Genomic DNA, 22354 nt, shown 5'->3' on the forward strand with positions numbered 1-22354 from the left:
CACCTGCGGCTTCGCCCAGTGCCACCGGCAGCCGATGGCGGCGTTTCCGCGGTCCCGTGCTCAGAACAGAACCTAGGGCCGCAGATCGGTCCGGCTGATCACCGCGCAGTCGAGGATCTCGGTGAGCACCTTCCGCTGATGATCGGTCAGCGGGTTGGCGAAAATGACCGCGCTCGCCCCATGCTCCTTCCGGGCGGCGGCGATCTCGCGCACCTTGCCCGCGCTCACCAGCGTGCGCGACGAGTACGGCTGGCCCATCTTCGCCACCCCGCCGTCCGAGACCCCCCTGCGCTGCACGAAACGCCCCACCACCCGAGCGCCCAAGGCGCCCACCACCGCGGCGAGCTCGTCCATGACGGCGGCGTGGTCTCGCTGCTTGGCGGAGAAGAGCCCGACGAGAAGAACGTCGGCCCTAGTCAGGGTCAAGTGTTCCTTACCTTCCTGGTTCTGGGGTCGGGGTCGGGTCCGCGATCGGGGTCGAGGTCGGGGTCGAGGTCGGGGTCGAGGTCGGAGTCGAGGTCGGAGTCGAGGTCGGAGTCGAGGTCGGAGTCGGGCGATGCCGGTAGAAGTCGAGGTGCTCGGCCGCGAGCGGGGTGTCGCCCAGGATCAGGTCGGCGGCCTTCTCCGCCACCATCATGACCGGCGCGTAAATGTTGCCGTTAGTCACGTACGGCATGACCGAGGCGTCCACGACGCGCAGCCCGTCGAGGCCGTGCACCCTCATGGACAGCGGGTCGACGACGGAGCGGGGGCCGGTCCCCATCCTGGCGGTGCACGAAGGGTGCAGCGCGGTCTCGCCGTCCCTGGCGACCCAGTCCAGGATCTCCTCATCGGTCCGGACCCCCGGTCCGGGTGACAGCTCCCCGGCGTTGAAGGCGTCCATGGCGGGCCGGGTCAGGATGTCGCGGGCGATCCGGACGGCCTCCACCCACTCCCTGCGGTCCTGCGCGGTGGACAGGTAGTTGAACCGCAGCGCGGGGTGGACCCGGGGATCGGTGCTCCTGATCTTCACGGAGCCGCGCGCGTCCGAGCACATCGGCCCGATGTGCACTTGGTACCCGTGCCCGCCCACCGGCGCGGATCCGTCGTAGCGCACCGCGACGGGCAGGAAGTGGAACATCAGGTTGGGGTAGCCGACGTCGTCGTTGCTCCGGGCGAAGCCGCCCGCCTCGAAGTGGTTGGTCGCCCCGGGCCCGCTGCGCAGGAACAGCCACTGCGCGCCGATCCACGGCCGGTTGCGCCACTTCATCGCGGGCTGCATCGACACCGGCTCGCGGCAGCCGTACTGGATGTAGACCTCCAGGTGATCCTGGAGGTTCTCCCCGACTCCCGGCAGGTCGTGCACGACGTCGACGCCCAGGGCCGCCAGTTCCCCGGCGGCTCCAACGCCGGAGAGCTGGAGCAGCTGCGGGGAGTTGATCGCGCCGCCGCAGAGGACGACCTCGCCCGCGCGGACCGTCCTGCCGTCGTACTCCACGCCGACGGCCCGCCGTCCCGCAAAGAGGATCTTCGTGACGGACGCCCGTGTCCTGATCTCCAGGTTGGGGCGCCTCCTGACGGGATGCAGGTAGGCACGGGCGGCGGACAGCCGGCGCCCTCGGCGGATATTGCGGTCGAACCGGGCGAATCCCTCCTGGCGGTAGCCGTTCACGTCATCGGTCAGCGGATAGCCGGCCTGCTGCACCGCCGCGAAGAAGGCCGTGAACAGCGGGTTGCGCACCGGCCCGCGCTCCAGCACCAGAGGCCCGTCGTGCCCACGCATCGGGTCGTCCGGATCGGCGGCGAGGCAGTTCTCCATCCGCTTGAAGTACGGCAGGCAGTGCGCGAAGTCCCAGGTCTCCATGCCGGGGTCGGCCGCCCAGCGCTCGTAGTCCAGGGGGTTGCCCCGCTGGAAGATCATGCCGTTGATGCTGCTGGAACCGCCCAGCACCTTCCCCCGCGCGTGGTGGATCCGGCGGCCGTTCATGTGCGGTTCGGGCTCGGACTCGTACTTCCAGTCGTAGTGGCGGTTACCGATCGGGAAGGTCAGCGCGGCCGGCATGTGGATGAAGACGTCCCAGGGGTAGTCGGAGCGGCCGGCCTCCAGCACCAGCACGCGGCGGGCGGGGTCGGCGGACAACCGGTTCGCCAGGGCGCTTCCGGCTGATCCGCCCCCGACGATGACGAAGTCGTACATGTCTGCCCCGTCTCGCGCAGCAGGGGGGGTAACGAGGATCGTATCGAATGGCGCAACGCAGCGCACCATCCGCGCTGCACGCCGCCTCCAGCGGGAAGGTCCTGCCGGCCCACCTCGACGACCGGCACCGGGCCCGGCTGCTCGTCGCCGTGGTCGGCGCCCCGGGACCGACCTACCGCTTCAGCGAGGAGCGGCTGCACGAGCTCGCCCCGGTCCTGGCCAGGGGCGCCGAGGACATCGGCCACCGCCTGGACTGTCCCGGCTGAGAACCACCGTCCCGGGCTACCCCGGTTGAGAACCACCGTCCCGGGCTACCCCGGTTGAGAACCACCGTCCCGGGCTACCCCGGCTGAGGGCCGCCGTCCTGGTCACGCCGGCTGAGCCTGACCACCACGCTCTTGGAGGTGGGGGTGTTGGAGGTCTCCGCGACCGAGTCCAGCGGCACGAGCACGTTGGTCTCGGGGAAGTAGGCCGCGCAGCAGCCGCGGGCGGTCGGATAGGCGATGACGCGGAACCCCTCGGCCCTGCGTTCCCCGTCGGGCCACTCACTGATGAGGTCCACCATGTCCCCGTCGGCCAGCCCCCGCTCGGCCAGGTCGCCGGGGTGGACGAAGACGACGCGGCGGCCGCCGCGCACGCCCCGGTAACGGTCGTCCATGCCGTAGATGGTGGTGTTGTACTGGTCGTGGCTGCGGACCGTCTGCAGCAGCAGCCGCCCCGCCGGGACACGCAGCACCTCCAGGGCGTTGACGGTGAAGTTGGCCTTCCCCGTCGCGGTCGGGAAGCGCCGCTCGTCGCGCGGCGCGTTGGGCAGCGCGAACCCACCGGGGGCGCGGACGCGGGCGTTGAAGTCGCTGAAGCCGGGGATCACCCGGGCGATGCGGTCCCGGATCGTGTCGTAGTCGGCCTCGAACTCCGCCCAGGGCACGTGGGGGTCGGCGCCGAAGAGCTCGCGTGCCAGCCGGCAGACGATCGCCACCTCGGGCAGCAGCTCCGGTGAGGCCGGCCGGAGCCGTCCCCGGGAGGCGTGCACCAGGCCCATGGAGTCCTCGACCGTGACGAAGCGGGTGTCGTCCCGCTCGGTGCGGCCCAGCGTCGGGAGGATGAGCGCCTGCTCGCCGCAGACGGCGTGGGAGCGGTTCAGCTTGGTCGACACCTGCACGGTGAGCCGGGCCCGGCGCATCGCCTGCTCCGTCACCGCCGTGTCCGGGGTGGCGGCCACGAAGTTGCCGCCCATCGCGAAGAACACCTTGGCCTCTCCCGCCCGGAGCGCCCTGATCGCCTCCACGGTGTCCAGGCCGTGGTGGCGGGGAGGCTCGAAGCCGAACTCCTCGCGCAGCGCGTCGAGGAAGTGTGCCGGCGGCTTCTCGTAGATGCCCATCGTGCGGTCACCCTGGACGTTGGAGTGCCCGCGCACCGGGCAGACTCCGGCGCCCGGCCGCCCCACGTTGCCGCGCAGCAGCAGGAAGTTGACCACCTCCCGGATGGTGGCGACGGAGTTCTTGTGCTGGGTGAGGCCCATCGCCCAGCACACGATCACCGATCGCGCCCCGAGCACGTCGCCCACCGTCTCCTCGATGGCGGACCTCTCCAGCCCGGTCGCCTCCTCGACGTCCGCCCAGTCGAGGTCGCGGACGCTCCTGGCCCAGTCGTCGAAGCCGTGGGTGTGGGATTCGACGAAGTCGCGGTCGACCACCGAGCCGGGGGCCGCGTCCTCGGCCTCCAGCAGCGACCGCGACAGGGCGGAGAAGAGCGCGAGATCGCCGTTGAGCCGGATCTGCAGGAACCGGTCGGCCAGCGTCGTGCCCCGGCCCACCACCCCGGACGGCCGCTGGGGGTTCTTGAAGCGGAGCAGTCCCGCCTCGGGCAGCGGGTTGACCGCGATGATCCGCGCACCGTTCCGCTTGGCCCGTTCCAGGGCAGACAGCATGCGCGGGTGGTTGGTGCCGGGGTTCTGGCCGACGACGAAGACGAGGTCGGCGCGGTGCAGGTCCTCCAGTGACACCGTGCCCTTGCCGATGCCGAGCGTCTGGTTGAGCGCCGAACCGCTGGACTCGTGGCACATGTTGGAGCAGTCCGGGAGGTTGTTCGTGCCGAACCGGCGCACCAGGAGCTGGTAGACGAACGCGGCCTCGTTGGAGGTGCGGCCGGAGGTGTAGAACACCGCCTCGTCCGGGGACGCGAGCGCGCGCAACTCCTCGGCGACGATGGCGAACGCCTTCTCCCAGGTCACCGGCAGGTAGTGGTCGGATCCGGCAGGCTTGTGCATCGGCTCGGTGAGCCGTCCCTGCTGGCCCAGCCAGTAGTCGGTCCGTCCCGCCAACTCGTCGACGGTGTGCGCGGCGAAGAAGTCGCGGGTGACCCTGCGGGTGGTGGCCTCCTCGGCCACCGCCTTGGCTCCGTTCTCGCAGAACTCCACCGGGCTGCGGTGCTCCCCCTCGGGCCACGCGCAACCGGGGCAGTCGAAGCCGTCCTTCTGGTTGACGCGGGCCAGGGTCAGGAGCGTACGGCCGGCGCCCATCTGGGCGTAGGACGTCAGCAGCGACCGGGTCACCCCCGGCATGCCCGCCGCCCACTCCTTGGGGGGACCGACCGTGAGATTGTCGTCGTTGACGTCCTCGCGTGGGGCCTTCCTGACCATCCTGGCGGCTCCTTCTCCCGGTGCGCGGCTCTGTCGCCCTGTCAGGCGATCCTGCCACGTGGGCACTTCCCCCGGGGCACGGGGCCGTCACCGGGTCGCGAGGCCGTCCCGCCGGGAGGCTCCGGATCCGGCCGGTGCCGCTACCTCGACCGAGGGCGTCGTGGCCTGGGAGATCCGGGTGATCTGGGTGATCACGTCGCGCAGGTGCTCGCGCATCGCGGCCTCCGCGCCGGCCGGATCCCGGGCGACGACGGCATCGACGATCCTCTCATGCTGACCGAGAGAGACGGCGGAGCGCCCCGGCTGCAGCGACAGCCGAAACTGGTGGCGGACGAGCTGACCCTGCAACCGGACCAGGATGGTACGGGCGGTCACCTGCCCCGCGATCTCCTGGACCAGACCGTGCAGCGCCGCGTTCAGCTCGGAGTAGGCCAGCGGGTCGTGAGCCGCGACCCGCTCCCGCATCGCCTCCTTGATTTTGAGCAGCCTTCCGGCCTGCTCGGGCGTCACCCGCTCGGCCGCCTTCGCCGCCAGCAGGCCCTCCAGCACCATCCGCACCTCGGTGATCTCCACCGCCTCGGCGGTGGAGATCACCCGGACCCGCGCCCCCTTGTTGCGCTGCACCTCGACGAGACCGTCCGCGACGAGCTCTCGCAACGCCTGCCGCACGGTGGACCGGCTGACCTGATAGAGATCGCACAACTCGGCTTCGACCAGACGCTGCCCGGCGGCGAAGTGACCGTCCAGCACCGAGCGGCGGATCTTCACCACCAGATCTTGGGGATCGCCCGCTCCCATGCCCTTCCTCCCGTATCGGTCACCACCCGGTGGCGACAGAGGGTGCCAACCCTACCGGCGCCGAACCCGGCACCACGATCCCCGACACCCCCCGGCACTACGGCATCCCCGGCCCGGGTCCGCCGTGTCAGCGGGGAGGTGTCACCCGATCACCGGGGTGCCGTGGGTGTGGAACGACTCGATGGTCTTCAGGCCCCACGCCTGCCCCTTGGCGCGCTCCGCCTGCGTCCACGTGATGACCTCCCAGTCGGGGGCCAGGATCAGCCGGGCGCCGGCGTTGCACAGTTCGATGCGGTTGCCGCCGGGCTCCCAGACGTAGAGGAAGAACGTCTGCTGGATGGCGTGCTTGTGGGGGCCGGTCTCGATGTGGATGCCCGCTTCGAGGAAGACGTCGGCGGCCCGCAGGATGTCCTCCCGGGTGTCGGTCGCGAACGCCACGTGGTGCAGGCGTCCCCGCGCGCCGTGCCAGTCGGAGGTGTAGACGACGTCGTAGGACTTGTTGGAGACCGAGTACCAGATGGCGGCGGTCTCACCGTCGTCGGTGACGATCTGCTCGGTGGCCCGTGCGCCCAGCGTGCCGGACATGAAGGCGGAGGCGGCCGGCACATCGGAGGCGAGGAAGTTCACGTGGTCGAGGCGCCGGACGTTGGCCCCTCTCCCGGGGAACGCCGATGCCTGGTTCTTCAACGACGGCCGGTGCTCCTCGGTCGCGACGTACCTCTCCGTCTCGTAGTACAGGCCCATGTCATGGCCGTCCGGGTCGGTGAAGAGGTAGACGGGCCCGAGCCCGAACTCGGACTCGCTCCACTCTGCGCCGAGACCGGCCTCCTCGACGGCCTCGACCCGGCGCCGCAGGGCCTGCGGGCTCGCCGCCCGCAGGAACGTACGGCCGACACCGGCCCGGTCCCTGGCGGTGATCTTCACCGTGTACCGCTCGTAGTCGTCCCAGGAGTGCAGGTAGATCGAGTCGCCCTCCCGGTGGACCTCCTTCATCGCCATCAGGTCGACGAAGAAGGCGCGGGTCTCCTCCAGCACCGGGGTGAAAAGCTCGACCGACCCCACGTGGGCGATGTCGCGGAACGCTTCTGACTGCATCGGATCTCCTCTTGGTCGGTGCCAGGGTCAGGCGGCTCGCGGCGCCTGCGTTGTCGGAACCGCGGATTCACGGCGGGAGGGGTCAGCGCCGGCGCGGCCAGACCCGGCCGTCGAAGAGCTTGCGCGCGGTGCGCACCACTCCCGACCGGTGGACGCGCAGGGCCGTCCCGCTCCCGGACACCTCGATCGCGGTGTCGAAGAAACCGGTCGGATGCTCGATCCGCAGGGTGCCTGCCGGTGCCGTACACGCGGCCACCTCGGCCGCGACCGAGCCTTCGACGAGTACGGCGGTGGCGACCGAGACCGCTCCCAGGACGCCGATGGAGGTGTGGACCCGGTGCGGGATGAAGGTCCGGGTCGAGATGGCGCCCCCGTCGCGGGGCGCGGCCACCAGGGTCATCTTGGGCACCGTGGTCGCGCGCACGTCACCCAGCCCCATGAGCTCACCCGCCCGGAGGCGGATCTCCTCGACCTTCGCCCCGAGCGCCGCGTCGGCCTCCAGTTCGGAGGGGGATTCGTACCCTGTCACCCCGAGCGCCTCGGCGGCCATCAGCACGACGGGCATGCCGTTGTCGACGCAGGTCGTCTCCACGCCGGCGATCTCGTTCCGTACCGACCCGGTGGGCAGGAGGCTGCCGCAGGTGGCCCCCTCGGTGTCCTCGAAGTAGAGGGGAACCGGTGCGGCCGGGAACGGCACGCCCGAGATGAGGGTGTCCCCCGCGTACCTCACCCGGCCGTCACGGGTGTCCACGACGGCGGTCGCCGTGCCGCCCCCGTTGACGATGCGGACGCGCACCCGGGTGGTGGCGCCGTCCACCGGCACCAGTCCGCGCTCGATGGCGAACGGCGCGACGCCGGCCAGAATGTTGCCGCAGGTCTGTCGCGCCGAAATCCGGGCGTCGGCGACCTGCACCTGCAGGAACAGGTAGTCGACGTCGGCCTGCGGATCCGCCGAGCGCGACACCACCGCGACCTTGCTCGTCAGCGGATGACCTCCGCCGATCCCGTCGATCTGCCGGGCGTCGGGCGAGCCCATCAGCCGCAGCAGCAGGTCATCGCGTCTGTCCTCCTCGGCGGGCAGGTCCTCCGCGAGAAAGTAGGCCCCCTTCGAGGTTCCGCCGCGCATCAGCATGCATCGGAGCCCCGCGTCCTCGATCTCCTCCTCGGTGCTCACGGCGCCCTCCCGAACCCCAGTGCTCACGGCGCCGTCCCGAACCCGGGTGCTCACAGTGCCGTCCCGAACCGCGGAACACCCCGGCCGGGCACCGACCTCAGGACCTCGACGGTGGCCCGGGTCATCGCCGCGGACTCCCCCGCCGTCCCGGCCATCGAGGCGGCCGCCTCCATCTCGGCCACACGGCGTGCGCTGTGCCGCACGGTACCGTCGAGGAGCTTGCGGATCACGTCGCCGTCGACCTCGGTCAGGGTGTCGACCAGATGGTCGTAACACCACTCCCCCAGCCCCTGCGTCTCCGCCACCCGCAACGACTCGACCATCAGAGCGGTCAGGCCTTTCACCACGATGCTGCGCAGGAGTTTGCGCGCCGCCGCCTCGCCGACCTCCCCGCCGAGCGGGGTGATGTCCATCCCGCAGGCGGATAGCAACGCGGCGGCGCGTCCGGCGCCGGGGCCCGCGGCCAGAACGGGGGTCTTCACCAGCAGCCGGAGCACGGGCGCCATCAGGACGCCCTCGGCGAAGGTCAGCCCGTGCGCGGTCGCGGTGGCCGCGAGGTCGCGCTTGAGGTCCGGGCTCGCGGTCGACAGGTCGAGATACACCGCGCCGTCCGCCGTGTTCCCGAGGGCGGACGCCAGCGCGCCGGGCGCGTCGGCGGCCGCCGTCAGCGCGATGACCACCTCCGCGCCGGCCACGGCCTCGGCGGCGGAGCCCAGCACGGTGAAACCGGCCGGGCGGTCCGTCCATGCGGGGTCGAAGCCGGTGACGTGCGCGTGGGTGCTGAGACCCGAGGCGATCGCGTACCCGGCTTCACCGAGTCCGAGCAGGGCGACGCGCGGCTTCATCGTTCCTCCTCGGGCAGGTCGTCCACATAGTCGACCCCCAACCGGGACAGCAGCTCACGCAGGCCGTACATGTCGACGCCGAGCACCCCGGAGCTCAGGGCGGCCCGTTTGTCCTCCTCGGCCGCGATCCGGGAGCGCGCCCTGGCCAGCACGTCCGCGGCCGACCGGGCCGGCACGCACATGACTCCGTCGTCGTCGGCGATCACGACGTCGCCGGGCCGTACCACCTGGCCACCGCAGACCACCGGCACGTTGACGGAGCCGGGGCTGGCCTTGACGGTGCCCTGCGCCGAGACGGCGCGCGCCCAGACGGGGAAGCCCATCGCGCGCAGGGCGGCGATGTCACGCACCCCGGCGTCCGTCACGAGACCCACCACTCCCCGGGAGAGCAGCGACGTGGCAAGCAGGTCGCCGAACATGCCGTCGGTGGAAGGGGAGGTCGTCGTCACCACGAGGACGTCCCCCTCCTGGCACATCTCCACCGCCGCGTGAATCATCAGGTTGTCGCCGGGGTGGCTCGACACGGTGACCGCGGGCCCCGCGATCACCGCGCCGTCCTGGCGGGGCCTGACGGCCGGCGCCACGAGCCCGGTACGCCCCGCCGACTCGTGCACCGTGGCCACCCCGGCGTCGTGTAGTCCTCTGACGACCTCCGGGTCGGGACGCGTCACGTTCCGTACGACATAGTGCCCTGCCATGCGGGTCCTCCTAGTCCAGCTCGGAGGTGACCTGCGGGTAGACCCGCTGGTACGCCTCGGCGAACGCCTCCACGGGCAGCCCCAGGTTCGGCCCGCTGTTGCGCTTGGCCTGCACCCCCCGGCGGCGGCCCAGATCGCTGTAGTACTCCACCAGGTGCCCCTGGGCGCCGAGACTGCGCATCGCCGCGAGCTTCTGTTCCCACACCGGCGTGATGTCCAGCAGGACATCGGGCCGGAAGTCGCACACCTCGGGCTGGTGCGGTTCGAAGCAGAACACCGGAGGAGCACCGATCACCTCGCCCTCACCCGGCACCCCGGGGGCCTGGGCGAGGATCCGCGTCCTGCGGGCGATCTCTCCGGCGACGGGGTGATCGATGTTGTACGGGTCGTTCGGGGCGTGCGTCAGCACCACGGACGGCTGCAGGCCCCGGTAGAGGTCGATCAGCGACCGGGTCAGTTCCGGTGTCTCGACCAACGGGTAGTCACCGGCGTCGAAGAAGACCACCTCGGCGCCCAACGCGCCGGCGGCCTTCTCGCCCTCCTCGCGCCGGACCGCCTTGACCTCCTCCAGGCTGTGCCCCTTGCGCCACAGGCCGGCGGACTCACCGCGCTCGCCGAAACTGAGACAGGCGATCACGGCGCGCTGCCCGCGCCCGGTCGCCAGCGCGATGGCCCCACCGGCACGCCAGACGAAGTCTCCTGGATGAGCGGTGATGACCAGCAGGGGTCCCTTGGTCGACATGCCCGTCCTTTTCTATCCGTTGCAGCGACATCGCCAGACTGCACACATTATTGTCAACAATATTGACAGAACGATAGTGAAGCATGCCGGTGCGATTAGTTACGATATTGTCAACAATATCCCCAACTATCTCCCCGCCACAACCCACCATCGGAAAGCGGCGCTCCGAGACCGCGCTCGCGTCATGCCGCCGGCAGGCCGGGTGTGGAGACGCCGGTACGGTGCCGTCAGGGCCGGTACGGTGCCGTCAGGGCCCGAGGAGGTTGTGCCGACCGACGAGGAGCCCGGCGTGAAAACGCGAGCGGGCACCGAGACGCTCGCAGAGGACCTGCACCCGCCGTTGCACGGTACGCGGGCTGATGCCGAGCTGGCGGGCGATGGCGTTGTCCTTCAAACCCGCTGCCAGCAGTGCGAGGACCTCGGCGTCGGACGGCTGGGACCAGGTCTCGGACTCCAGGGACTCCCCGGTGGGGGTCGTGGTCCCGTGCAGGGGGATGGCGGATTGCCACAACACTTCGAAGAGCCCGACCAGGGCGTCGAGCAGCGCCGAAGGATGCACGACGAGGGCGCTCTCCACCGCCCGGTTCTCGTCGGAGACGAGCGGCAGCATCGCGACGCGGGCGTCGGCGACGGCGAGCTTGACGGGGACCTGACCGAGGCGGGCCTCCTCACCCTCTTTGATCGCCAAGCGGGTGTGCTCCAGCATGCCGGGCTCCTCGAACGCCAGCGGACCGTAGATCCCGCGCGTCCGGGCCCGGCGGTGCACGACGTGCCGCCGATCCTCCTGATCGCCGCTGACGTCGACGGCGTAGGGCGGGTGCACGAGAACGAGCAGCTCTTCGGTGGTGTTCCGCTCGATCTGCTGGAAGCGGCGGCCGACGGCCTCACGTCCGGTGACCACTTCGAGCACCTCCTCCGGGTGCGGTCCGCTCCGGTTGACGACCTCGGTCGCCAGCAGCGCGGCGGCGGCCCTGCTGTGCGCGATCTCCTCATGGCGCCGCGCCACCAGTATGTCGATCGCGACGTTCGGCGGTGTCGCGATCAGGCGGAGCGGCCTGCCCGCCACCCTGGTGACCAGGCCGAGGTCCTCCATCCGGGGGAACATCCGGCGTATCACCGCCGCCGAGGTGCCGGTCTCGAACGCGAGCTGGTTGAGGGTGGCCGGTCCGTGCCGTAGCAACGCCCGGTATGTCGTCTCTTCCGCGACGGCGACTCCGAGACCTTCCAGTAATCGTCGTTGCTCCATGTTCCACTTCACCCATTCCGTCGAGCCACGCAGAAGCGCCGAGTGCGGCTCCAGCATAAAGGGCGCCTATTTCATGAATTAAGGCATGTCATGACTCCGCAGCTGACCGGCGGGTTCGACACGTTCGTCGAGCAGGTGGTGCCCATACTGAGGGCACGTGGCCTGTTCCGTACCGAGTACACCGGAACGACCCTCCGTGACCACTTCGGCCTGACGCGGCCGGCCAGCCAGTACTCCGCTCCCGTGCCCGTCAGACCTGGGCACCATCGCGTGGCATCCCTATCTTCCGCGATGTCCAGAGAGGAACCCGTACCGAGATGACGACCGACTCAGCTGCTTTGCCGCGCACCGCCCTGCGGCCCCGCACCCCGCTGTGGACCGTGGTGACGGCGGCCGTCGCCGCGCTCACCACCGTGACCGCGGGGGCGGCTCCCCCGGCCTCCTCCCGCGGTGGCGACGTGGTCCTGGAGTGGTATGACGCCACCGCCGCCACCATCGCCGCCGGAGGCCCCGAAGCCCAGCTCACCGGCGACCGCACCTGGGCGATCAGCTGGCTGTCCGCCGCCCGCGCCCTCAGGTCGGGTCCGCACTCGCCGGACTTCCAGGACGCCGCGCTCGCCTCGGCCGTCCACACCTCGCTCGCCGGGTTGATCCCGGCCGGTGCCGACGGACTGGACGCGGCACTGGCGGCGACGCTGGACCGCATACCCGACGGTCCCGCCAAGGACCAGGGGGTGGCGGCCGGGACGGCCAGGGCGGCGGAACTCCTCGCGGAGCGGGCCGGGGACGGGTTCGACCCGGCCTCGATCGACCCGCCGTACCCGCCTCCCGCCCCTGAGCCGGGTATCTGGCAGCCCACTCCCCCGGCCTACGGCCCCGCCGAACAGGCGGGGACCCGCCACGCCAGGCCCTTCCTCCTGGAGCATGCTGACCTGTTCCGCCCGGAGCCGCCGCCCGCGCTGGGATCCGCCCGCTACCGGGCCGACCTTGCGGAGGTGCGCGCGTACGGCGCGGCGGACAGCCTCGTGCGCACCCCGGAGCAGACGGAGAACGCCCAGTTCTGGCTGGATTCCCCGCAGCTCATCTACACCGAGGTGGTGCGCGCGGCCCTCGCGGCGTCGTCCGAACCGCTGCCCGCGCAGGCCGAGCTCGTCGCGCTCTTCCATGTGGCGCTGGTGGACACCCAGATCGCCACATCCGACGCGAAGTATGCCTACCTGCGGTGGCGGCCCGTCACCGCGATCCGCTCCGCCGACGTCGACGGTGATCCCGCCACCGACCCGGACCCGGACTGGGCACCGCTGCACGCGACGCCGTCACACCCCGAATACCCCAGCGCCCACGGCACCTACGCCGGTGCCGCCGAGCAGGTCCTCACCGCATTGGTCGGCGCCCACGCCGCCGGGCCGTTCACCGTCACCAGCCTGACCGCGCCGGGGGTCATCCGTACCTACACCACCTGGAAGGAGCTGACCGACGAGAACGTCGACGCCCGGGTCTGGTCGGGCATCCACACCCGGTCCGCCGACGAGGCCGGGGCGACGCTCGGCCGCCGGGTCGCCGCGGACACCCTCCGGAACTCGGCGCGGCTCTTCCCCTGACATCCCGGGGGTGACGGCGTGTCCCCGCCGTAGGGACGGCGGCCCCGCCCTCCCTACGGCGCGGGGCCGATCCGTCGCCCTTACGCCTTGATCACCCGTTTCCCGGCCACGGACACCGACACCGTGTGACGGCGATCGTGGCCACGGCGAGCCCGGCACCGGACGTCGGACCGGCGGTTCACCGAAATAGCAGAAGGAACGCACCCAGATTTCTTACATAATTTGCAATAGGGATAAATACGGAGAAAAGGCTTGCGGGTCAGCCCTTCGAGCCGGTGAAGGCGATGCCGGCGATGAGCTGCCGCTGCATGACCGCGAAGAGAACGATCACCGGCAGTGAGGCGACGACCGTCCCGGCGAACAGGATCGGGAAGTTGGTCTGGAACTGCCCGCGGAGCGAGGCGAGCCCGGCGGCGAGCGTCATCATCTCCGGATCGGTGTTGACCACCAGCGGCCAGAGCAGGCTGCTCCACGACCACATGACGGTCAGCAGCCCCAGCGCCAGCAGCCCCGGCCTGACCAGCGGCAGCATGATGTGCCAGTAGATCTGCAGCGGGTTGGCCCCGTCGAGGCGCGCAGCCTCGTCCAGTTCCGTGGGCAGGGTGAGGAAGAACTGCCTGAGCAGGAACGTGCCGAAAGCCCCGAAAACGCCCGGCGCGATCAGCGCCTGCAGCGTGTTGAGCCAGCCGAGCCCCTGCATGATCTCGTAGCGCGGGATGAGGAACAGCTCGCCGGGGACCATGAGCATGGCCAGGAAGACCATGAAGATGGCGCCCCGGCCGGGAAAGCGCAGCCGGGCGAAGGCGAAGGAGGCCAGCGAGCACAGCAGCAGCTGCCCGGCGGTGATGCCCACGGTGACCACGACGGTGTTGAGGAACTGCCTGGCCAGCGGCACCGAGCGGAAGACATCGGCGAAGTTCGACCACTGCCACGAGGGCGTGAACTTCGGCGGCGTCCGCAGCGAGTCGGGCAGCGTCTGCAGCGAGACCACGATCTGCCAGGCGAAGGGCGCGAGCATCACCAGCGCGCCCGCGGCCAGCACCACGTGGACCGGCCAGGTCCTGGGCCTACTCATAGTGCACCCACTTCTTCTGCAGCCTGAACTGGATCGCGGTCAGCACGAGGATCAGCCCGAGCAGCAGCACGGCGATCGCCGCGGCGAGCCCTCGCTGGTTCTGCACGAAGCCCTTCTCGTAGAAGAGGTAGACGATCGTGCGGCTGCCGCTCAGCGCCGGACTCTTCAGGTCGACCATGAGATAGACCAGGTCGAAGACCTGCAGGGCGTTGATCATCGTAATCACGACGACGAAGAACGTGGTCGGCGTGAGGAGCGGGAGCGTGATGCGGAAGAACTGCCGTAGCCGGCTCGCGCCGTCGATCTCGGCCGCCTCGTAGTAGTGGCGCGGAATGCTCTGCAGCCCCGCCAGGAGCAGCACGGCGTTGTAGCCGATCGAGCTCCAGATCCCGACGACCGCGATCGCGTAGATGGCGAAGTCGGGATCGCCGACCCAGTACGGCCCGTCGATCCCCAGCGTGCCCAGGAGGTAGTTGATCGTGCCGAAGTCGCCGTTGAACAGGTAGCGCCAGGTCAGGGCCATCGCGGCGGGCATGGTGACGACCGGCAGGAAGTACAGCGTCCGGTAGACGCTCAGGCCGCGCAGCCCCGGCACGTTCAGCAGGGCCGCGAGGGCGAGGGACAGCGGCACACCCGCCAGCACCAGCACCGCGTAGAGCAGGGTGTTGCCGAGCGCGCCGAGCATCTCCTCGTCACCGAGCAGGTCGGTGAAGTTGGCCGTCCCCACCCAGGTCTGCCCGCCGAAGACGCCCGACTCGGTGAAGCTGAGATACAGGGTCTGGGCGATGGGCCACAGGTAGAAGACGGCCAGACCCAGCGCCATCGGGGCGATGAGGAGGTACCCCCAGACCCACTCGCGCTTGATGAGCATCTGTTACTCCTTGGCCAGGATCTCGGTCATCTGCGCTGCGATCTCCTTGGCCGCGTCGGCCACCGGCCGCTTGCCCGCCCAGGCGTCGGCGAGCAACCTGTTCTGTACGTCCTGCCACTGCGCGGTGTTCATCGAGACCGGGTACGGCACGCCGTTCGGCAGCGAATCGGTGACCGTCTCCTTCAGATGGAAGGAGGGGAAGGCCTTGTACCAGCCGTCCTGCGTAGCCGGGCGGAGCGAGAGGGCGCCGCCGCCGCTGTCGCTGATGATCTTCTGGGCCTGCGCGGAGGCGACGAACTCGGCGAACGCCGCCGACTCCTTCGGGTGCTCGGACTTGGCCGAGACGGCGTTGGCCAGGCCGAGCAGGATGACGGCCTCCTGCGTGGGCCCCTTGGGCAGCGGGGCCACGTCGATCCGCTCGCGGATCTCGGGGTTGGCCCAGTAAGTGGAGGCGAACCAGACGCCGCCATACTGCATGCCGTACCTGCCGGACTGGAAGAGCTGGATGGTGTCGGTGTCGGCGTAGACCTCCGCGACGGGCGCGACCTGGTCCTTGATCAGGCCGGTCCAGAACTCCAGGCCCTGGATGGAGCCGGGCTCGTCGAAGCCGCTCTTCTTGCCGTCGGCCGAGACCACATGGCCGCCGGCCTGGATCATCGTGTTGTAGAAACCGACCTGGTCCAGCATCGGGGCGAGGATGCCGAACTGCTTCTTGGACGGGTCGGTCAGCTTCTTGGCGGCAGCCTTGACGTCGTCCCAGGTCCAGTCGGCGGTCGGGTACTTCACGCCGGCCGCGTCGAAGATTTTCTTGTCGTACCAGAGCGCCGGGATGCTCACGCTGAACGGCAGGCCGTACAGCTTGCCGTCATGGCGGTAGCCGTCGACGACCGCCTGGGGCAGGTCGGTGACCTTGGACTCGTCGAGCGGGGCGATGATGCCGCCCTTGGCGTACATGCGGAGGTTGAGGCTGTTCATCCAGAAGACGTCGGGGGCGGTGCCACCGGACGCGACCGTCTGGAGCTTGGTCCAGTACTGGTCCCAGGGGGTGATCTCCAGCTTGACCGTGACGTTCGGGTTGGCCTGCTGGAAAGCGGCGATGATCTTCTCGGCGCTGGCCTGGTCGTTCTTGTCCCAGATGGCGTAGCTGATAGCGACTTTTCCGGATGCGACAGGCTCGCCGGACGAGCCGCATCCCGCAGCGAGGACGGCAAGGCCGAGCAGCCCGGCTATGGGCAGGCGAAAACGCATGGGTTTCTCCAGGGGGGTGTCTCAGAACCGCAGGATCGCGGTCCAGGCGGCGAGCTTGTCGTCGATCTCGGCCCTGGTCCGGGGATGGCCGGGGGCGTCGGGACGTTGCTGCCAGGGGTGCGGGCCGGCGGCCGGGCGATACTCCACGCCCAGGGCGTCGAGCCGCCTTTCGTGTACGGCGAGCCGGGCGAGGAAGTCCTCGAAGTCGTGCTCGTCGCTCCACACCGCCTCGGCGAAAGCGGCCAGGCGTGGGAAGGCCATGTAGTCGAGGAGCCGGGGCGAGTCGATGTGCTCGGTCCACAGCGCCGCTTGGGCGCCGAGGATCCTGCCCCGCTCCTCCTCGGTGAGGCCGCCGGGGACCGGGTCGAAGGCGTGCACCGCGCTCAGGGAAGTCACGCTGCCGATCGGCACCGGCTCCTGATCGCCCTCGGCCTGGCGGAAGTCCAAGTAGGTCTCGGCGAACGGCGAGACGACCACGTCGTGGCCGGCCCGCGCGGCCAGCGCCGCGCACTTGTCGCCGCGCCAGGCGGCGACGGTGACTCCCGCCGGCAGGCCGCCTTCCATGAGCTCGTCCCAGCCGAGCGGCTTGCGCCCCCGGGCCAGCAGGTAGTCGGTGAAGTGCCGCATGAACCAGGTCTGCAACTCGTCGGCGTCGCGCAGGCCGAGCTCGCGGATGCGCTCCTTGGCCGGGATGCTCTCGTTCCACTGGGTTTTGGGGACCTCGTCGCCGCCGACGCAGATGTACTCGCCGGGGAAGAGCTCCAGGACTTCGTCGAGGACGTCGGTGAAGAAGGCGATCGTCTCGTCGGAGACGTTGAGCACGTTCTCGCCGACGCCCCATTCAACGCGCACGTCCAGTGGAGCGTCGAGGTTACCGAGCTCCGGGTAGGCGGCGATGGCGGCCTGGGTGTGGCCGGGCAGGTCGATCTCCGGGACGACCGTGACGAACCGGTCGGCCGCGTAGGCGACGATCTCCCTGATGTCGTCCTGGCTGTAGAAGCCGCCGTGCGGACGCCCGTCGAACAGGCGGTGCCGCTTGGCGCCCAGTGGCGACTCGCGCCGCCAGGCACCGACCTCGGTCAGCTTCGGGTACTTCCTGATCTCCAGCCGCCAGCCCTGGTCGTCGGTCAGGTGCAGGTGCAGGACGTTGAGCTTGTGCGTGGCCAGCAGGTCGATGTACCGCAGCAGGTCGTTCTTGGGCAGGAAGCGGCGGGCCACGTCGATGAGACAGCCGCGCCAGCCGTACCTGGGCGCGTCGGCGATGCTGACGGCGGGGACGCTCCACGTCCTCTCCCCGGTACGGCCGGCGCGGAACGCGGCCGGGGGGAGGAGTTGGCGTAGCGTCTGAGCCCCGTAGAAAGCACCGGCCGGGGCCGCGGCCTCGATCAGCACCGACTCCGCCGTGGTTGTGAGCCGGTACTCCTCAGACCCGAGCCCTTCGGCGAGGCGGATCTCGACCCCACCGGGGCCCTCCGGCAGCGGCAGGCCGGTGGCCGGGATGAGGGTCTCGCGGAGCCACACCGCGGCCCTGGCCAACATCGGATCGGCGGTCAGCGGAGTGGCGGCGGTGAAGGTGAACCGCCCTTCGGCCGGGGTGAGGCGGGAGGGCGTCGGGATCGTCGTCACAGGGCCTGCACCGTCCGGGTCTCGCGGGCGCGCTCGGCGGCCCAGACGACGAGGTGCCCGGCCAGCGCGTCGGCCGCGCCGGCTCCGAGCGGCGCCTGATCGCCGGCCACTACGGCGTCGATGAAGGCCCTGGTGAGACCCGTGTCGCCGCCGCCGTGGCCGTCGGCCAACGACGCGCCCGCGCTTGTCTCGGTGTCGATCGTCTCCTCGGCGCCGGTCACGAAGTCGACGATCCTGATTTTCTGGCCGTCGCCCTCGGCGAAGCCGTTCGTGCCGAAGATCCTGGTCTTGCGGTGTTCCAGCGGGGTGAAGGCGGTCATCGTGAACGACGCGGTCGCGCCCTGCGCGAACTCCAGCATCACCACCTGCTGGTCCACCACGTCGTTGTCGCAGTCGTAGACGCAGCGGCCGTACGGGCCGGTCTCCAGCGCGTGCGTGACGCCGGCCGTCGTGGCGTCGGAGGTGACCGCGCCGAGCGGCCAGAACTCCCGGTTCGGATCGCCGAGACAGCCCAGGTAGAAGCGTTTGGCGGAGTAGGGGCAGGTGGGCTCGACCGCGCAGCTCACGCAGCGCCCGCCCGCGCCCTCCGGCCGGTTCTCCTGTCGGAAGTGGGTCAGCGAACCGAAGGACGCCACGCCGACCGGCTCGTCCTCGATGAGGTGGAGCAGCCAGTCGATGTCGTGGCAGGACTTGGTCAGTAGCATCGGCCCCGACTCGGTCGCGTTGCGCCAGGCGCCCCGCACGAAAGAATGGGCCATGTGCCACCAGCCCACCGGCTCCAGGTGCTGAACGCTGGAGATCGTGCCTAGCCGGCCGCTGCCCACGAGCTCCTTGAGCACCTTGGTGTAGGCGGTGTAGCGGAGCACGTGGCCGACCGCGAAAACGACGCCACTGCGCTCGACGACCTCGACGATCCTGCGCGCCTCCGGCTCGGTGGGGGCCATCGGCTTCTCCAGCAGGATGGCGTAGCCCAGCTCGGCGAAGGCCACGGCGGGCTCGACGTGCAACCGGTCCTGGGTGGCGATGACCACGGCGTCGGCCAGCTTCGGCACGGCGGCCAGCTCGGCCCACTCCGTGAAGCAGGCCTGCTCCGGCAGGCTGTGCTCGACGGCCAGCTTGGCCCGTCTGGCCGGATCCGGGTCGGCCACGGCCACGATCCGCGCCCGGCCGTCGGCCGCGGCCGCCCTGGCGTAGATCTGGCCCCGGGCTCCCGCTCCGACGACGGCTATGGTCACTGTCATTGCCGAACTCCCCGACTTATTGTGGAGTCCATAGATACTCATAGATTCAGCCTTGTGGTCAAGCCTTCTTTGTCGGATGATCCAGCTAGTGGAGATCGCGCCAGACGAACATAATCAGGAGTCCATTAATAGTGAGGAGTGATCTCGTGCAGGTCAGTGGTGGGGACCTTCAGCGGTTGCGCCAGCTGAACTCGCTCAGCAGCATCCGTGCCCTGCGTGAGGCGCGCAGCCCGCTGACGCTCACCAAACTGGCCGCGGTGATCGGGCTGTCGCGGGGTTCCATGGTGGACGTCGTCACCGATCTCCAGGAACGCGGCTGGATCGCCGAGGTCGAGCCCGCCCCGGGCGGCATGGGCCGACCCGCCAAGCGGTACCGCTTCCGCGCCGATGCCGGGCACGTGCTCGGCATCGACATAGGGGTTCACAAGGTCCTCGCCATGGTCACCGACCTCGCCGGCCGGACTGTCGCCAGCGGCCGGGTCGCCGTGACCCGGCGTACCACCCGACACGAACGGCTGGACGCCGTGGGCAGGGCCATCGATGCCGCGCTCGTCGCCTCCGGCCTGATCGCGCCCGACCTGTGGGGCGTCGCCGCCGGAAGCACCGGCGTCGTCAACAGGGAAGGCCTGATCACCCGGGTCGACGACCTCCCCGACTGGCCCGGCGTCGACCTCATCGGCCATCTCGGGCAGCTGCTGCCCTGCCCGATCACCATCGAGAACGACAGCAAGCTCGCCGCCCTCGCCGAACAGCGACTGGGCGTCGCGGCAGGCGTCCGCGACCTCGTCTACCTGCACGCCGGCCGCCGACCCGGGGCCGCGCTCATCCTCAACGGCCGGCTCCACCACGGCTTCAGCGGCGCCACCGGGGAGGTCGGCCTCATGAAGATGACCGGCTGGCGCACCATGGCCGCTCACTTGGAGGGCTCCCCCGCCGCCCAGGGCGCCCCGCCCGAGGACGCCGCCGGGCTCGTCTTCACGGCCGCCCGTGCCGGCGACCCTGGCGCCATGGCAGCCGTCGACACCTACGCCCACCATCTCGCGCTCGGCACCGCCGCCATGGTCCTGACCTTGGACCCCGAACTGGTCGTCCTCGGTGGCGGATTCTCCCGCTCTGCCGACGTCCTGCTGCCCGCACTGCGCCGGGCCCTCGAACCCCACTGCCTGCGCGTCCCCGAGATCCGGCCCTCGACGCTCGGTGAGGAATGCGTCGCCCTCGGCGCGGCCTGCCTGGCGCTGGACCACGTGGACACGTACTTCTTCTCACCGGAAGGCACGATTTCCCGCCCTTGCGCTCCCCAGCGCCTCGCCTGACAGCCCCTTCCGCCCATGCCTTCGCCTCGAAGACCCCCCCTCCACACGCACTCACCCCCCGCACACCGCCGGCCACATGCTCGGCACCCTCCGGTAAAGGACAGCTCATGCGCAGATTGATCCCGCCCTTAGCCGTCGCCCTGGCCCTCGCCGGGCTGCTGACCCCGGCACCCCCGGCCGCGGCCGTGGCCCAGTCGCCCCCGCACCGGATGGAATGCGACTCGGACCGGGGCGGTCGTATCTGTACGGTGGTGTGGACCGGGAATCCGCGCCCGCACCAGGTGGAGGAGTTCACCGCCACCGTCAGGAGCGGTGACCAGGTATGGGCGCGGGAGACCATCTACAGCAGTACGGGGGGTGCCCGAACCCGTCCCTTCCTGCTGCCCGAGCACCAGGTGACGGTCGACGCCACCGTCAAGTCCCTGCCGGAGAAGCAGGTGGGCACACCGCTGCGGCTGATGGCGTGGAACCTCTACGTCGGTGGCACGATCAACGGCCAGGAGAAGACGGGCGAGAACCTCAGGCAGATGATCGAGTACCTCAATGAGGTCGATCCCGACGTCCTGTTCGTGGTCGAGGGGTACGGATCGGGGCAGAAGATCCTTGACGGGCTGAACGCCGGACGGCCGGCGGGCGAGCGGTTCTCCGCCGCGCAGCTCACCCAGCCGGCGGACTACAGCGTCAACGGCGACAACCTGTGGCTGTACACGAAGCTCAAGATCGAGAAGGTCTACCCGCGCTACGCCGACGCGGACATCACCTCGTTCAACCTCGGTGGCGCCCGGCTCGGCCTGCCCAACGGCGAACACGTCCACGCCTTCAGCATGTGGACCTGGCACGAGATCTCCGCCAACTGGGACACCCACGAGGCGGCCGTGCAGAACCTCTACGGCCGGCCCCGGACGAAGACCGACGCGCAGCTCCTCGACGACGACCGCTTCCGTCGCGTCGCCATGGGCAAGGCCATCCTGGAAAAGGCGCTGCCGTCCTTCATCGGCGATGACGACGCCCCGGTGCTCATGGGCGGAGATCTCAACGCCTGGCCGCACCTGGACTGGACCGAGCAGTTCAAGAACGCGCGCGGGCACGCGGGCATGGTATTGCCGTGGCCGTTGACCAAGATGTTCACCGATGCCGGCTTCGTCGACACCTTCCGCCACGCCAACGCCGACGCCGGGCGTTACCCCGGCCGCACCTGGAGCTCGCTGAGCGGCTACCGCTCCGCGCCCGCCCGCACCGACTACGTGTTCACGCGAGGCGAGGACGTCCGCGTCCTCGGCTCGCGCACGGACGACCGCCGCCTGTCCCGCCACCAGGGCAGCGCCCTCGACGAGACCTATCCGTTCTACTCCGACCACAGCGCGGTCGTCACCGACGTGGTGGTCCGCGGAGAGGGAACGGGCCCCGACCGGCCGATCGTCAGCGAGGAGCCAGAGAACGCCCCCGGCGTCTGGCCCGCCACCCCGGTCGGCACCCCGGTCCCGCCGACCGAGCTCAGCGCGACGGCGACCACCTTCAAGCCCGGCGTCGGCGACCCTGTCCGGGCGGTCGACGGCGATCTCACGACCGACTACCACTCCAACTACCCGGAGATCGCGCCCCAGCCCCACTTCATCACGGTCGACCTCGGGCGGGTCCGGGCCCTGTCCGCGGTCCGGTTCCAGCCCAAACTGGGCTACGACATGAACGGCACCGTCCTGAAGGGCGTGGTGCAGGTGAGCGGCGACGGCACGACGTTCAGGGACGTCAAGCGGGTCGAGTGGCCGCGCATGACGGCGCCGAACGACGTCGACATGCAGGGTGTCGCGGCCAGATACGTGAGGCTGCGCGTGGACTACGGCATGAACGGGGCCTCCTCCCTCGCGGAGATCATTCCGTACGAGATCTCTCGATGACGATCGTCGCCGGTCCTTCCGAGGGCCGGCGACTTCCCGCCCCGGTCGCCGACAGGCAGGTTGCAGGTC

At 70.2% G+C, this 22354-nt stretch carries 19 protein-coding genes; 4 read left to right on the forward strand and 15 right to left on the reverse strand.

Features of this window, described 5'->3' with window-relative positions:
* Window positions 1-72: 72 nt before the first annotated feature.
* Complete coding sequence (locus OHA77_RS02235; protein WP_406315757.1) at window positions 73-426, reverse strand: hypothetical protein; 354 nt, start codon at window positions 424-426, stop codon at window positions 73-75.
* 7 nt (window positions 427-433) lie between these two features.
* Window positions 434-2176: a choline dehydrogenase gene (gene betA, locus OHA77_RS02240; RefSeq protein ID WP_406315759.1), complete on the reverse strand. Its 1743-nt coding sequence runs from the start codon at window positions 2174-2176 to the stop codon at window positions 434-436.
* Between the two features lie 47 nt (window positions 2177-2223).
* On the opposite strand from betA, the gene OHA77_RS02245 reads away from it, so the two are divergent.
* Complete coding sequence (locus OHA77_RS02245) at window positions 2224-2442, forward strand: hypothetical protein (RefSeq protein ID WP_406315761.1); 219 nt, start codon at window positions 2224-2226, stop codon at window positions 2440-2442.
* A gap of 74 nt (window positions 2443-2516) precedes the next feature.
* Here OHA77_RS02245 and OHA77_RS02250 read toward each other — a convergent pair whose 3' ends face one another.
* The 8 genes from OHA77_RS02250 to OHA77_RS02285 form a co-directional block, all read right to left on the reverse strand.
* Window positions 2517-4817: an FdhF/YdeP family oxidoreductase gene (locus OHA77_RS02250; protein ID WP_406315763.1), complete on the reverse strand. Its 2301-nt coding sequence runs from the start codon at window positions 4815-4817 to the stop codon at window positions 2517-2519.
* Between the two features lie 87 nt (window positions 4818-4904).
* On the reverse strand, window positions 4905-5615 hold the full coding sequence (locus OHA77_RS02255; RefSeq protein WP_406315765.1) for a GntR family transcriptional regulator: 711 nt from the start codon (window positions 5613-5615) through the stop codon (window positions 4905-4907).
* Between the two features lie 141 nt (window positions 5616-5756).
* Window positions 5757-6710 carry a VOC family protein gene (locus OHA77_RS02260; RefSeq protein ID WP_406315767.1) on the reverse strand — a complete coding sequence of 318 codons (954 nt, stop codon included), beginning with the start codon at window positions 6708-6710 and terminating at the stop codon, window positions 5757-5759.
* Between the two features lie 82 nt (window positions 6711-6792).
* On the reverse strand, window positions 6793-7884 hold the full coding sequence (locus tag OHA77_RS02265; protein WP_406315769.1) for a 4-oxalomesaconate tautomerase: 1092 nt from the start codon (window positions 7882-7884) through the stop codon (window positions 6793-6795).
* A gap of 50 nt (window positions 7885-7934) precedes the next feature.
* Complete coding sequence (locus OHA77_RS02270) at window positions 7935-8729, reverse strand: DUF1932 domain-containing protein (RefSeq protein ID WP_406315771.1); 795 nt, start codon at window positions 8727-8729, stop codon at window positions 7935-7937.
* On the reverse strand, window positions 8726-9427 hold the full coding sequence (locus tag OHA77_RS02275; protein ID WP_406315773.1) for a 4-carboxy-4-hydroxy-2-oxoadipate aldolase/oxaloacetate decarboxylase: 702 nt from the start codon (window positions 9425-9427) through the stop codon (window positions 8726-8728). Before OHA77_RS02275 ends, OHA77_RS02270 begins: the two co-directional genes overlap by 4 nt.
* Window positions 9428-9437: 10 nt before the next feature.
* Window positions 9438-10169 (reverse strand): PIG-L deacetylase family protein, encoded by a 732-nt coding sequence (locus OHA77_RS02280; protein WP_326822330.1) that lies wholly within the window; start codon window positions 10167-10169, stop codon window positions 9438-9440.
* A 247-nt stretch (window positions 10170-10416) separates the two neighbouring features.
* Window positions 10417-11472, reverse strand: a complete 1056-nt coding sequence (locus OHA77_RS02285) for a helix-turn-helix domain-containing protein (RefSeq protein ID WP_326822329.1) — start codon at window positions 11470-11472, stop codon at window positions 10417-10419.
* 260 nt (window positions 11473-11732) lie between these two features.
* On the opposite strand from OHA77_RS02285, the gene OHA77_RS02290 reads away from it, so the two are divergent.
* On the forward strand, window positions 11733-13016 hold the full coding sequence (locus OHA77_RS02290) for a vanadium-dependent haloperoxidase (protein ID WP_406315776.1): 1284 nt from the start codon (window positions 11733-11735) through the stop codon (window positions 13014-13016).
* A gap of 259 nt (window positions 13017-13275) precedes the next feature.
* On the opposite strand, the gene OHA77_RS02295 is transcribed toward OHA77_RS02290, so the two are convergent.
* Genes OHA77_RS02295 through OHA77_RS02315 form a run of 5 tightly spaced genes read right to left on the reverse strand, consistent with a single transcriptional unit; the run spans window position 13276 to window position 19077 of the window.
* Window positions 13276-14091 (reverse strand): carbohydrate ABC transporter permease, encoded by an 816-nt coding sequence (locus tag OHA77_RS02295; RefSeq protein ID WP_406315778.1) that lies wholly within the window; start codon window positions 14089-14091, stop codon window positions 13276-13278.
* Complete coding sequence (locus OHA77_RS02300) at window positions 14084-14962, reverse strand: carbohydrate ABC transporter permease (RefSeq protein ID WP_406315780.1); 879 nt, start codon at window positions 14960-14962, stop codon at window positions 14084-14086. The genes OHA77_RS02295 and OHA77_RS02300 overlap by 8 nt, the downstream gene beginning before the upstream one ends.
* A 3-nt stretch (window positions 14963-14965) precedes the next feature.
* Complete coding sequence (locus tag OHA77_RS02305) at window positions 14966-16210, reverse strand: ABC transporter substrate-binding protein (RefSeq protein WP_406315782.1); 1245 nt, start codon at window positions 16208-16210, stop codon at window positions 14966-14968.
* Window positions 16211-16231: 21 nt separating this feature from the next.
* Complete coding sequence (locus OHA77_RS02310) at window positions 16232-17836, reverse strand: beta-N-acetylhexosaminidase (RefSeq protein WP_406315784.1); 1605 nt, start codon at window positions 17834-17836, stop codon at window positions 16232-16234.
* Window positions 17833-19077: a Gfo/Idh/MocA family protein gene (locus OHA77_RS02315; RefSeq protein ID WP_406315786.1), complete on the reverse strand. Its 1245-nt coding sequence runs from the start codon at window positions 19075-19077 to the stop codon at window positions 17833-17835. Before OHA77_RS02315 ends, OHA77_RS02310 begins: the two co-directional genes overlap by 4 nt.
* A gap of 146 nt (window positions 19078-19223) precedes the next feature.
* Here OHA77_RS02315 and OHA77_RS02320 point away from each other — a divergent pair, with 146 nt between their 5' ends.
* Window positions 19224-20390 carry an ROK family protein gene (locus OHA77_RS02320; RefSeq protein WP_406315788.1) on the forward strand — a complete coding sequence of 389 codons (1167 nt, stop codon included), beginning with the start codon at window positions 19224-19226 and terminating at the stop codon, window positions 20388-20390.
* A gap of 107 nt (window positions 20391-20497) precedes the next feature.
* The gene (locus OHA77_RS02325; RefSeq protein WP_406315790.1) at window positions 20498-22285 is read left to right on the forward strand and encodes an endonuclease/exonuclease/phosphatase family protein; all 1788 of its coding nucleotides are present in this window, start codon (window positions 20498-20500) and stop codon (window positions 22283-22285) included.
* Window positions 22286-22354 lie beyond the last annotated feature (69 nt).

Origin of the sequence: Streptosporangium sp. NBC_01639 (genome assembly GCF_045209755.1) — a bacterium.
GTDB lineage: Bacteria > Actinomycetota > Actinomycetes > Streptosporangiales > Streptosporangiaceae > Streptosporangium.

Bases quoted from the DNA above. Each gene is read 5' to 3' on its own strand.
- OHA77_RS02290 (WP_406315776.1), top strand. From the start codon at position 11,733: ATGACGACCGACTCAGCTGCTTTGCCGCGCACCGCCCTGCGGCCCCGC.
- OHA77_RS02305 (WP_406315782.1), bottom strand. From the start codon at position 16,210: ATGCGTTTTCGCCTGCCCATAGCCGGGCTGCTCGGCCTTGCCGTCCTC.
- OHA77_RS02300 (WP_406315780.1), bottom strand. From the start codon at position 14,962: ATGCTCATCAAGCGCGAGTGGGTCTGGGGGTACCTCCTCATCGCCCCG.
- OHA77_RS02315 (WP_406315786.1), bottom strand. From the start codon at position 19,077: ATGACAGTGACCATAGCCGTCGTCGGAGCGGGAGCCCGGGGCCAGATC.
- betA (WP_406315759.1), bottom strand. From the start codon at position 2,176: ATGTACGACTTCGTCATCGTCGGGGGCGGATCAGCCGGAAGCGCCCTG.
- OHA77_RS02250 (WP_406315763.1), bottom strand. From the start codon at position 4,817: ATGGTCAGGAAGGCCCCACGCGAGGACGTCAACGACGACAATCTCACG.
- OHA77_RS02295 (WP_406315778.1), bottom strand. From the start codon at position 14,091: ATGAGTAGGCCCAGGACCTGGCCGGTCCACGTGGTGCTGGCCGCGGGC.
- OHA77_RS02325 (WP_406315790.1), top strand. From the start codon at position 20,498: ATGCGCAGATTGATCCCGCCCTTAGCCGTCGCCCTGGCCCTCGCCGGG.
- OHA77_RS02270 (WP_406315771.1), bottom strand. From the start codon at position 8,729: ATGAAGCCGCGCGTCGCCCTGCTCGGACTCGGTGAAGCCGGGTACGCG.
- OHA77_RS02245 (WP_406315761.1), top strand. From the start codon at position 2,224: ATGGCGCAACGCAGCGCACCATCCGCGCTGCACGCCGCCTCCAGCGGG.
- OHA77_RS02255 (WP_406315765.1), bottom strand. From the start codon at position 5,615: ATGGGAGCGGGCGATCCCCAAGATCTGGTGGTGAAGATCCGCCGCTCG.
- OHA77_RS02260 (WP_406315767.1), bottom strand. From the start codon at position 6,710: ATGCAGTCAGAAGCGTTCCGCGACATCGCCCACGTGGGGTCGGTCGAG.
- OHA77_RS02280 (WP_326822330.1), bottom strand. From the start codon at position 10,169: ATGTCGACCAAGGGACCCCTGCTGGTCATCACCGCTCATCCAGGAGAC.
- OHA77_RS02275 (WP_406315773.1), bottom strand. From the start codon at position 9,427: ATGGCAGGGCACTATGTCGTACGGAACGTGACGCGTCCCGACCCGGAG.
- OHA77_RS02285 (WP_326822329.1), bottom strand. From the start codon at position 11,472: ATGCTGGAGCCGCACTCGGCGCTTCTGCGTGGCTCGACGGAATGGGTG.